General features: G+C 46.5%; 9 protein-coding genes and 1 pseudogene. 2 read left to right on the top strand and 8 right to left on the bottom strand.

Annotated features, from left to right (window positions below):
* Nucleotides 1–98: 98 nt before the first annotated feature.
* From CHI10_RS04870 to CHI10_RS04850, 5 genes are all read right to left on the bottom strand, one after another.
* Nucleotides 99–1,238, bottom strand: a complete 1,140-nt coding sequence (locus CHI10_RS04870) for an acyl-CoA dehydrogenase (protein ID WP_095243199.1) — start codon at nt 1,236–1,238, stop codon at nt 99–101.
* Nucleotides 1,239–1,291: 53 nt separating this feature from the next.
* Nucleotides 1,292–2,422, bottom strand: coding sequence for an acyl-CoA dehydrogenase (locus CHI10_RS04865; RefSeq protein WP_095243198.1), 1,131 nt, complete (start codon nt 2,420–2,422; stop codon nt 1,292–1,294).
* Between the two features lie 50 nt (nt 2,423–2,472).
* Entirely contained in the window at nt 2,473–3,324 is an 852-nt protein-coding gene (locus CHI10_RS04860) for a 3-hydroxybutyryl-CoA dehydrogenase (RefSeq protein ID WP_095243197.1), read from the bottom strand.
* Nucleotides 3,325–3,422: 98 nt separating this feature from the next.
* On the bottom strand, nt 3,423–4,610 hold the full coding sequence (locus CHI10_RS04855; protein WP_095243196.1) for an acetyl-CoA C-acetyltransferase: 1,188 nt from the start codon (nt 4,608–4,610) through the stop codon (nt 3,423–3,425).
* 325 nt (nt 4,611–4,935) lie between these two features.
* Complete coding sequence (locus CHI10_RS04850; RefSeq protein WP_095243195.1) at nt 4,936–7,047, bottom strand: (Fe-S)-binding protein; 2,112 nt, start codon at nt 7,045–7,047, stop codon at nt 4,936–4,938.
* 258 nt (nt 7,048–7,305) lie between these two features.
* Between CHI10_RS04850 and cls the strand changes: the two genes are divergently transcribed.
* Entirely contained in the window at nt 7,306–8,508 is a 1,203-nt protein-coding gene (cls, locus tag CHI10_RS04845; protein ID WP_095243194.1) for a cardiolipin synthase, read from the top strand.
* A gap of 30 nt (nt 8,509–8,538) precedes the next feature.
* Nucleotides 8,539–9,495, top strand: coding sequence for a UV DNA damage repair endonuclease UvsE (gene uvsE, locus CHI10_RS04840; protein ID WP_095243193.1), 957 nt, complete (start codon nt 8,539–8,541; stop codon nt 9,493–9,495).
* 29 nt (nt 9,496–9,524) lie between these two features.
* Here the strand turns inward: uvsE and CHI10_RS22935 are convergent.
* The 3 genes and pseudogenes from CHI10_RS22935 to CHI10_RS04825 all read right to left on the bottom strand — a co-directional run.
* A pseudogene (locus CHI10_RS22935) lies at nt 9,525–9,617 on the bottom strand (cysteine dioxygenase); the annotation flags it as partial.
* Nucleotides 9,618–9,628: 11 nt separating this feature from the next.
* The gene (locus tag CHI10_RS04835) at nt 9,629–10,531 is read right to left on the bottom strand and encodes a DMT family transporter (RefSeq protein WP_095243202.1); all 903 of its coding nucleotides are present in this window, start codon (nt 10,529–10,531) and stop codon (nt 9,629–9,631) included.
* A 362-nt stretch (nt 10,532–10,893) separates the two neighbouring features.
* Nucleotides 10,894–11,073, bottom strand: a complete 180-nt coding sequence (locus CHI10_RS04825) for a XapX domain-containing protein (RefSeq protein ID WP_035328032.1) — start codon at nt 11,071–11,073, stop codon at nt 10,894–10,896.
* Between the last annotated feature and the right edge of the window lie 68 nt (nt 11,074–11,141).

Genomic DNA, 11,141 nt, shown 5'->3' with positions numbered 1-11,141 from the left:
GCTGGAGTCTCGCACCTTCCACTCCAATCAACTCATTGCTTAAAACTTAGAAAGCAGCTCTAAGGCACAACTTTCAACAAAACAGTCCTTTTAAGAACTTATTTCGTTACCATGCGAGAGATTACGAGTCTCTGGATTTCCTGTGTGCCTTCGTAGATTTGTGTGATTTTGGCGTCGCGCATGTAGCGTTCTACCGGGTAGTCCTTTGTATATCCGTAGCCGCCAAAGATTTGAACGGCGTCTGTTGTTACTTTCATGGCCGTGTCGCCGGCAAGAAGTTTGGACATGGCCGATTCTTTTCCGTATGGAAGTCCTTCTGATTCCAGCCATGCTGCCTGGTAAGTTAACAGTCTTGAAGCTTCGATGCTTGTTGCCATGTCTGCCAGTTTAAAGCCGATTCCCTGCTGGGCAGCGATTGGCTTGCCGAATTGCTGGCGTTCTTTGGCATATTCGATGGAAGCATCCAGTGCACCCTGAGCGATTCCGACTGCCTGGGCAGCGATGCCGTTGCGGCCGCCATCAAGTGTCATCATGGCAACTTTGAAGCCTTCGCCTACATTGCCAAGCACATTCTCAACCGGAACCTTGCACTCTTCGAAAATAATCTCAGTTGTAGGTGAGGAACGGATTCCCAGTTTCTTTTCCTTCTTGCCGACAGAGAAGCCTTCAAAGCCTGCTTCCACGATGAACGCTGTTGTTCCCTTATGCTTGGAGGATGGATCTGTCAGGGCAAACACGACATAGATATCGGCAATTCCGCCGTTTGTGATGAAAATTTTGCTGCCGTTTAAGACGTAATGATCGCCTTCAAGACGTGCTGTTGTTCTCATTCCGCCGGCATCAGATCCGCTGCCCGGCTCAGTAAGGCCATACGCGCCGATTTTTTCACCTTGTGCCATCGGCTTTAAGTATTTTTGCTTTTGCTCTTCGTTTCCGAACTTGAAGATCGGCCAGCCTGCAAGGGACGTATGGGCAGAAAGAGTTACACCTGTTGAGGCACATACTCTTGAAAGCTCTTCAACTGCGATGCAGTAAGCCAGGTAATCACTGCCGATTCCGCCGTACTCTTCTGGCCACGGAATCCCTGTTAATCCAAGCTCCGCCATTTTGTCGAAAATCTCTCTGTCGAAGCGTTCTTCTTCGTCACGTTCAGCAGCAGTCGGCGCCACTTCGTTTCTGGCAAAATCGCGCACCATTTTTCTGATCATTTCATGCTCTTCACTTAATTGGAAATTCATTGTTGGTCCCTCGCTTTATATGGATTCGTTGATATTTTTATAAAAAGGCTCTTTTACAGCTGTTTACTGATGACAATCCGCTGAATTTCGCTGGTGCCTTCATAGATTTCGGTGATTTTCGCATCGCGGAAGTAGCGTTCAACCGGGTAGTCCTCTGTGTAGCCGTAGCCGCCGAATACCTGGATGGCCTCTGTTGTCACGTCCACTGCCGTTCTGGATGCAAACAGCTTTGCCATGGATGCTTCAATTCCGCACTTGACACCCCGCTGGCGCATGTCTGCTGCGCGATAGATTAATAGTTTTGAAGCTTCTACACTTGTTGCCATGTCTGCCAGCTTAAATCCGACACCCTGCTGAGCGGCGATCGGCTTGCCGAACTGTACACGTTCCTTTGCATAACCCGCGGCTGCTTCAAAAGCTGCTTCTGCGATTCCAAGTGCCTGTGAAGCAATCCCGATCCTTCCGGCATCGAGATTCGCCATTGCAATCTTGAAGCCCTCTCCTTCATTGCCGAGGAGGTTTTCAGCCGGAACCCGCATATCTTCAAATGTCAGCTGCAGAGTTCTGGAGCCGTGCAGACCCATTTTGTGCTCATCTTTCCCAAATACAAGGCCTGGCGTATCCTTCTCAACAATGAAAGCCGAGATGCCTTTGCTGCCCAGCTCCGGATTTGTGGATGCAAATACGATATATACATCTGCTTCGCCGGCATTCGTGATAAACACTTTAGAGCCATTGATAACGTAATGATCTCCGTCTTTTACCGCACGGGACTTTAAGCTTCCGGCATCCGAGCCTGCGCTCGGTTCCGTGAGGCAAAAAGCACCGAGATACTCACCTGAAGCAAGCTTCGGAATATATTTCTGCTTTTGCTCTTCCGTACCGAAATAAAGGATTGGGTTTGTTCCAACCGATGTGTGGACCGATAAAATGACACCAACTGTCGCACTTACGCGGGACAGTTCATGGATCGCGATAATGTAAGAGGTAAAGTCCATTTCCGATCCGCCGTATTTTTCAGGAATCGGAATCCCCATCAGGCCGAGCTCGCCCATTTTGCGGAGAATCTCCCTCGGGAACTCGCCCTGCTCCATTTTTTCAACAAAAGGGGCGATTTCTGCCTGAGCAAAATCGCGCACCATTTTTCTCATCATTTCCTGCTCTTCTGTAAATCTCAGGTTCATTTGTATACCCTCCGATGCTGCCCAGGCTCCAGGTGGCCAAGGCTAATGGTTTATTCGTAAACGTAGAAGCCTCTGCCGGTCTTCTTGCCAAGCCAGCCGGCTTTAACATATTTTCTTAACAGCGGGCATGGGCGGTATTTATCATCGCCAAAGCCTTCATGCAGGGTTTCCATAATATACAGGCATGTGTCCAGGCCAATGAAGTCTGCCAAAGTGAGCGGCCCCATTGGATGGTTCATGCCAAGCTTCATCACTTCATCAATGGCCTCTTTAGTCGCGACCCCTTCGTAAAGCGTGAAGATTGCTTCATTGATCATCGGCATCAGGATGCGGTTGGATACAAATCCCGGGAAGTCATTTACTTCTACCGGCACTTTTTTGAGTGTCTTCGTGATGTCTTCGATCGTTTGGTACACTTCGTCAGCTGTTGCCAGGCCGCGGATGATTTCCACAAGCTTCATCACCGGCACCGGGTTCATAAAATGCATGCCGATCACTTTTTCCGGACGTTTGGTTGCGGCTGCAATTTCTGTAATTGGAAGGGATGACGTGTTGCTTGCCAGAATCGCATGCTCTGGTGCAATTTCATCCAACTGGCTGAAAAGCTTCGTTTTGATCTCCATATTTTCAACCGCTGCTTCGATGACGAGCTCTACGTTTTTAGCGTCCTGCAGATCGCTTGAAGCGGTTACATTTTTCAGTACTGCTTCCATCTCGTCCGCTGTCATGCGCTCTTTTTCCACCTGACGGGAAAGATTTTTCTTTATCACGCCAAGGCCGCGTTCCACAAACTCCGGCTTTAAGTCGTTTAAGATGACGCTATAGCCTGCCTGTGCACATACCTGTGCGATTCCTGAACCCATTTGTCCAGCACCGATTACCATAATGTTTTTTACGTTCATTTTTGTATCCTCCGTTCTTGGGTTTGCGGTTGTTCTATATTTACTTTTATGGCCGCTGAAGTTTTGGCTCGAATCATGTTATCGCTAATCCTTATTCACTACTGCTTTGGAACCTCAATCATCACCGCATCTCCCTGGCCGCCGCCGCTGCAGATGGCCGCGATGCCGATTCCGCCTCCACGGCGCTTCAGTTCGTGCATCAGGGTCAAAATGATTCTTGCTCCGCTCGCGCCAATTGGGTGGCCGAGTGCCACAGCCCCGCCGTTGACGTTGACTTTTTCTGAATCAAGACCGGCAATTTTTCCGCTTGTAAGAGCAACGGCCGCAAATGCTTCATTTATTTCGAATAGATCAATCTCTTCCAGGGTTTTTCCTGTCTTTTTCAAAAGAGCATTAATGACAAGGCCAGGTGTCTGCGGGAAGTCTTTCGCTTCCACCGCAAGAGCTGTATGGCCGAGAATATAAGCTTCCGGTTTTTTGCCTTCTCGTTCTGCACGCTCTTCGCTCATCAATACCAATGCTGCTGCCCCGTCGTTGACGCCAGGCGCATTACCGGCAGTGATCGTTCCGTCAGAGTTGAAAACAGATCCGAGCTTGGCAAGCTTTTCTAAAGAAGTGTCTTTACGGGGAGACTCATCCTGAGAAACAACGACCGGTTCCCCTTTTCGCTGAGGAACTTCCACAGGTACGATTTCTTCTGCCAGTTTGCCGGATTCGATTGCAGCAAGTGCACGTTCATGGCTTCTCATCGCCCAGATGTCCTGCTCTTCACGGCTGATTTCGAATTCTTTCGCTGTCGAGTTTCCGTACGTTCCCATATGGACGCCTGTGAAGCTGCAGCTTAATCCGTCGTGGACCATTAAATCCTTAACTGTTGAATCACCCATGCGCAGGCCCCAGCGTGCTTTTGGCAGAATGTATGGCGCGTTGCTCATGGACTCCATGCCGCCGGCTACGACGACTTCCTCGTCACCCGCCCGGATGATCTGATCTCCTAAAGTGACGCTTCGCATGCCGGAAGCACACACTTTATTGATCGTTTCCGTTTTCACTTCCCATGGCAAGCCTGCTTTTCGGGCAGCCTGGCGTGAAGGGATTTGTCCCTGTCCTCCCTGGAGAACGGTGCCGAGGATCACTTCGTCGACATCCGCCGGGTTTACGCCGGCACGGTTCAGCGCTTCCTTAACTGCAAACCCGCCAAGATCAGAAGCGGTAAAGCTGCTGAGCCCTCCTGCAAATTTTCCAAAAGGTGTTCTTACTCCGCTAAGAATTACGGTTTTCCCCATAAAGAATCGCTCCTTTGTACTATTAATTTAAAATGTTCGAAAAATTAATTAGAAAAAAATAGAGTCTATGCTGCAGGTCTAGTTGAAGTTAACTGTTTGTGAAGGTGCTGGTCATTGACTGAACGCTCGCTCGAAAGAACTGCGAAACAAAAGGATTTACCCGAACTTCAGTCACCCAGAAAATTTGTAAGCGCTTTATCATTTTCTATTTTACTAGAAAAATAGCAGAAATTGAAACACTTTACACAAAATTCAGGCAAAAACATTTTTCTTCAAAATGCATTACAGGAATTTTGGCTGTGCTTCAATTTCCACTTTCAATATATTAGGATGCTACATTCCGGCTTTCACCTATAACGGACTTTTCCAGAATTTCAGCAACATCGTACGTATGAACCTGTTCTTCCACTTCTTTCGCTTTCGTTCCATCAGACAGCATGGTTAAGCAGTATGGACATCCTGAACTGATCACAGATGGATTGACTGCCAATGCCTGCTCTGTGCGTGAAACGTTTACGCGGTGTCCGGTTTCTTCTTCCATCCACATCAGGCCGCCGCCCGCTCCGCAGCACATGCCGGTTTCGCGGTTTCTTTCCATTTCCACAAGCTTGACGCCCGGGATGCTCTTAAGGATTTCACGCGGAGGATCATACACCTCGTTGTAGCGTCCCAGATAGCAGGAATCATGGAAGGTAATTCTTTCTTCCACTGCATATTGCGGCTTCAGCTTGCCTTCTTCCACAAGCTGGGCAAGAACTTCAGTATGGTGATAAACCTCTGCCTCTAATCCGAAATCCGGATACTCATTTTTGAAAATGTTGTAGGCATGAGGATCAATCGTGACAATCTTCTTCACTTCATTTTTCTCAAACTCTTCAATGTTCTTAGTGGCAAGCTCCTGGAAAAGGAACTCGTTTCCAAGACGTCTTGGCGTGTCACCGGAGTTCTTTTCCTTGTTGCCAAGGATGGCGAACTTGACGCCGGCCTCATTCATCAGTTTCGCAAAGGAAAGAGCGATCTTCTGGCTGCGGTTGTCATAAGAGCCCATTGAGCCAACCCAGAATAAGTATTCGAACTCTTCTCCCGCCTTTTTCATTTCCTTCACTGTCGGCACTTGAACATCTTCGCGTGCTTCTCTCCAGTCCTCGCGCTCCTTGCGGTTCAGTCCCCAAGGATTGCCCTGGCGCTCGATATTGGTCATGGCGCGCTGTGCGTCCGCGTCCATCTTCCCTTCTGTTAACACAAGGTAGCGGCGCAGATCGATAATTTTATCAACATGTTCATTCATTACCGGACATTGGTCTTCACAGTTTCGGCAAGTCGTACAAGCCCAGATTTCTTCTTCTGTAATGACTTCGCCAATCAGGCTAGGGCTGTATGCAAGACCAGCCGCAGCTTCTTCTGCACCCTGGCCGGCAGCTGCAAGCGCAAGCTGATTGCCTTTCGTGTTGGAAAAAGCGAATGTCGGAACCCATGGCTGCTTCGACGTGACAACAGCACCGTGATTTGTTAAATGATCACGTAATTTCAGAATTAAATCCATCGGCGAAAGCATCTTTCCGGTACCCGTCGCCGGACACATATTGGTACAGCGTCCGCATTCCACACACGCATAGAAGTCAATCATCTGATGCTGTGTAAAATCTTCAATCTTTCCGACACCAAAGCTTTCCTGTGATTCATCTTCAAAGTCGATTGCCTTTAGTTTCCCCGGATTGTCCAGACGGTTGAAGTATACGTTGGCCGGTCCGGCGATTAAGTGAGCGTGCTTGGATTGAGGCACATACACCAGGAATGCAAGCAGGAATAATAAGTGAATCCACCATGCGATATAAAAGACAGCAATCGAAGCTGTTTCACCCATCCAAGATAATCCGCCAGCAATCAGGGAAGCAACAGGCTCTGTCCATGTTCCTTCATGGCCATGCCAGATCATGCTCATGCCATTGCCAAGCAGTACGGATAGCATAAGCCCTCCGATGAAAATAAGGACGAGGCCTGATTTGAATCCGCGCTTTAAGCGGACAAGCTTCTCTACATAGCGGCGGTAGAAAGCCCAGATTACCGCAACAAGGATCGTCAGGGTCACAATTTCCTGGAAAAAGGTGAACCCGGGATATAAAGGTCCAAGCGGCAGGTGTGCACCTGGCTTAATTCCTTTGATAATAAAATCAATCGCTCCGAATTGGACAAGAATGAAGCCGTAGAAAAACATCACGTGAATGATGCCGCTTTTCTTATCCTTTAAAAGCTTTTTCTGGCCAAAAACATTGACCCAGATCTTTTCAAGGCGCTCTTTCACCTTTCCGTCAAACTCCACCTTTTTGCCAAGCTTAATATATTCAATCCGCGTCTTCACAACATAGACAAACAGGCTGATAGCGTAAGCGGTTACAAGAAGGAATGCAATTAAGTTGATCCATAATAAACCGTTCATGGGCATGGTGCTCCTTTCCTCATCTTAGAAAATTTAAAAAACAATATAATTTTCTGAATTTACTCTTACTCCCATTATATTATGAATGAGCATTCAGTCAACCATTTTTCTTAAAACTTGTTCGAAAAAATTTTATTATTTCCATTTATTAATTTCTTTTTTTAAACGGAAAAGTCCTCCCTGTTTGGCAAGAATCCATGATAGAAATGGCACGGCAGGAAATACTAACGGGAAAACCCTGTCGAAAGGAAGATCGCAATGACTGTCTGGAATATCATTATGGCCGTTTTGCTCGTCATCGTCTTGTGGCTCTATATTGATTTTACATGGGGCCGGAAAAGCCATATGAAAAAGCTTGAGCGGACTTCATGCCCCATCCGGCAGTCTGATATGGAGCTGTTTACAGACGGGCCTGCTTTGTTTGATGATTTATTCTCTGAGCTTAAAAAAGCGCAAAAGCACATTCATGTTTTATTTTATATTGTGAAGGATGATAAAATCAGCAAGGAGTTTTTATCCATATTAAAGGGTAAAGCAAAAGAAGGAGTGGAAGTCCGTCTGCTGCTGGATTGGGCCGGAAGCTTTCCTGTCAAAAGAAAAACCGTTAAGGAACTGAAGAGCAGCGGCATCAAGTTTTCGTTTGCGCATGTGCCAAAGCTGCCCTTTCTCTTCTATTCATTTCAGGCCCGGAACCATCGGAAAATTGCGGTTATTGACGGAAAAATCGGATACAGCGGCGGTTTTAATATCGGCAAAGAATACATCAATCAGGACAAAAAGCTGAACCCGTGGCGTGACTACCATTTAAAATTTTGGGGCGAAGGCGTGCAGGATCTGCAAAGAGAGTTTCTGACTGACTGGTATAAGGCAACGAAGACCGACCTGCTCGCAAACAGCGTCTATTTTCCTGAGCTTCATTCAGGTGAATACCGCCACCAGTTTGCGGCTTATAAAGGGGCCTTTCTGGAAGAAAGCTTCTCCTCCTTAATACGGAATGCGAAAAAGAGCATTACGATAGGGACTCCATATTTTATTCCGGGCAAAAGGCTTTTTAAGGATTTACTCCATGCCCTGGAACGTGGCGTTACGGTCAAGATCCTCGTCCCATGCGTGACAGATCATATTCTTGTAAAAGAAGCCTCTTATCTTTATTTAAGAACACTGATAAAAGAAGGCGCTTATGTGTATGAGTACAAAAAGGGCTTTTACCATGCAAAGGCGATAATAATCGATAATGAGATCAGTGATATCGGAACAGCCAATTTTGATAAGCGGAGCCTGTTCTTAAATTATGAAATCAATTGCTTTATTTATGACAAAGAGTTCATAGAGCAAATCAGGGCTGTATTGGAAAAAGACATCCTCCATGCAAAAAGATTAACGCTAAAAGAATTAAACCGGCTGGATCCTTTGCGGACATTCAAGGAAATGCTTGCCCGGTCTATGGCAAGCTTTCTGTAAAGGAGGCCGGCATAAAGAAGGTGCTGCAAATTGAAAATCAGACTGGGGTATGTTTCCCATGCGATCAGCTTGTGGGAGGCATCTCCTGCCAGGACATTAACATTTACACGCTATCAGCAGCTGCCTGAAGAGGAAAGGCTGGACAAGCTGAAGGCCGTCACAGCAGTAAATCTGCAAAATACGCTGCGAATGCTTTATTTTAATATCGCCCATGAAATTCAGCTGTATCGGCTCTCAAGCTCCATAGTCCCTCTGGCCACACATCCGGAGGTGTTATGGGATTTTGTCACACCTTTCAAGGATAAATGGCTTGAGATTGGCGATTTGATAAAAAAACATGGTCTCCGCGTGAGCTTTCATCCCAATCAATTCACCCTGTTCACTTCTCCGCGCGAGGATGTGACCCGGAATGCAGTTAAAGATATGGATTACCATTACCGGATGTTTGAGGCCATGGGTGTTGAAAAGAAAAGCGTCATCAATATCCATATTGGCGGGGCTTACGGGGACAAGCTCTCGACCATTGACCGGTTCCATGAAAACCTGAAGATGCTGCCGTCTCATGTCAAAGAGCAAATGACACTCGAGAATGATGATAAAACCTATACCGCCGATGAAACCCTCCTGGCCTGCCAGAAGGAAAACATCCCTCTTGTATTCGATTATCATCACCATATGGCGAACCTCAGCACCCGCCCTCTGGAAGAAATTCTTCCGGAGATTTTTCAGACATGGGACAAAACAGTACTCAAGCCGAAAATTCATATTTCCTCGCCCAAATCAGAAAAATCCTTCCGGTCCCATGCCGACTATGTGGACCTGGATTTTATCCGGCCCCTTCTCGACGTGCTGAAAACCTTTAACCGGGATATCGATTTTATGATCGAGGCCAAAGCCAAGGACAAGGCTGCGCTTAAGCTGACAGAGGACATCAGCAGTATCCGCGGGGTGAAAAGGATCGGCGGAGCTGAAGTAGAGTGGAAATAATGAAGGCGTTCCATGTGCGGAACGCCTTTTTATTTTAACTGAATCTCTCTCACCTTCTGTCTCTGCTCCTCCGGCCACCAGGCTCCGCAGTCTGCGGAGACTACACAGGCTGCGCATTTTTTTCAGATCGTGATTATCGTTTCCTCCATGAAAAATATTTCAGCTGACCATTCACCATGATCACTCCTATCATTATTATGATTCCGCCCATGATGCTTATGAAGAGGATTTTTTCACGAAGCAGAAGAATGGCCGCAATAAAGGTAAACAGCGGTTCCATATAGATAAACATCGATACTTTGGAAGCTTCCAAAACCTCGAGTGCCTTAGACCAGTACCAGTAGCCAATCCCAGACACAAATATGCCCAGAAACAAAATATGGCCCCATTCTGAACCAGATAATAGATGGAATTTCTCCCATCCTCTATCTCTCAATAAAAAGGGAATTGTCAGCATGCAGCCAAGCAGACTCATATAAAAAGTGACCACAAGGGACGGAAGCTTAATATGCAGTTTTTTTACCAGGATGGAATATACGGCCCAATTCAGTGTACTTAGAATCATGAAGAAGTATCCTATATTCATAGCAAATCCCAGTGTCTGGCCGCTCCTCGCTCCCGTTACCATGAGCACACCGGAAATGGCAGTTATAATGCCCAGTGTCTTCAGGAATGTCAATTTTTCATGAAGAAAGATCATGGAGAGAAGCACGGTAAAAACAGGTGAAAAAGAAATAATCCATCCCGCAGAGGAGGCGTCTATCGTCTCTAAGGCTGTGACCTGGATGACCTGATGGATGAAAACGCCAAGTACACCGAGAACAATTAAATGGGGAATATACTTAAACGGAATCTGGAGCGGATATTTTTTCAGGAGGAGCACAAGGAGCAGAAAAGCGGCTCCGATGGCAAACCGGAGCATGATTAATGTATAAGGGTCCAGCTTATCCAAAACCGCTTTCGTGGAGACAAAAGAGACTCCCCAAAAACTGATTGAAATAGTTGCGTAAAGTGAGGCTGCAAACTGTGGCTTCATGGGCAGGCATGTCCTTTCCGGAAGGGTTTTTACCATGATATGCCCGTCCGGATGTAACATGCAGTGTTTTTTTGGCGGTTTTGACAGGTTAGTTCCTAAATTTATCATTTGGCTGCTGATTTGGCTCGTTTGCTGACTAATTTTTTGAGAGTTGCTCTTTAGGTTTTAGTTTGCTGTCTGGATTTCGGTTTGCTTGCGGGGTTTGTTTGCAGTTTTCCGAATCTATTTGCTGAATTTCAAGGTTTATTTGCAAATATTCCAGATCTATTTGCTGATTTCCCTGGTTTATTTGCAAACCTTCCGGATCTATTTGCAAAGTTCACAATTAGAAAAAAAGATGTCCACACCTCACGTGGACACCCTTATCTCAATATCCCCTGCAGCCAGGGCAGAACCACTTCATATGCTTTAAACCCGAGGTAAATGCCGACAATCCCCATAATGCCGGGAAGCGCTGGCGGAGCAGGAATTGGCAGCTTCATGAAAGCAAAGACAAAGCCGACTACGAATCCTGTAAGAATGGATAAAAGAACGATTTTCATGAGACCCTCCTAAAATGACTTACTATGTTTTACCAGTTTCACAATATCCTTAAACATATGACTTTAGC

The sequence above is a fragment of the Bacillus sp. 7894-2 genome (genome assembly GCF_002272225.1).
GTDB lineage: Bacteria > Bacillota > Bacilli > Bacillales > Cytobacillaceae > Cytobacillus.
This window is presented reverse-complemented; position numbering and strand designations above follow the sequence as displayed.

What these genes read in the sequence shown, in the direction of transcription:
- CHI10_RS04870 (WP_095243199.1), bottom strand. Translation starts at nt 1,238, where the DNA reads ATGAATTTCCAATTAAGTGAAGAGCATGAAATGATCAGAAAAATGGTG.
- CHI10_RS04865 (WP_095243198.1), bottom strand. Translation starts at nt 2,422, where the DNA reads ATGAACCTGAGATTTACAGAAGAGCAGGAAATGATGAGAAAAATGGTG.
- CHI10_RS04860 (WP_095243197.1), bottom strand. Translation starts at nt 3,324, where the DNA reads ATGAACGTAAAAAACATTATGGTAATCGGTGCTGGACAAATGGGTTCA.
- CHI10_RS04855 (WP_095243196.1), bottom strand. Translation starts at nt 4,610, where the DNA reads ATGGGGAAAACCGTAATTCTTAGCGGAGTAAGAACACCTTTTGGAAAA.
- CHI10_RS04850 (WP_095243195.1), bottom strand. Translation starts at nt 7,047, where the DNA reads ATGAACGGTTTATTATGGATCAACTTAATTGCATTCCTTCTTGTAACC.
- cls (WP_095243194.1), top strand. Translation starts at nt 7,306, where the DNA reads ATGACTGTCTGGAATATCATTATGGCCGTTTTGCTCGTCATCGTCTTG.
- CHI10_RS04835 (WP_095243202.1), bottom strand. Translation starts at nt 10,531, where the DNA reads ATGAAGCCACAGTTTGCAGCCTCACTTTACGCAACTATTTCAATCAGT.
- CHI10_RS04825 (WP_035328032.1), bottom strand. Translation starts at nt 11,073, where the DNA reads ATGAAAATCGTTCTTTTATCCATTCTTACAGGATTCGTAGTCGGCTTT.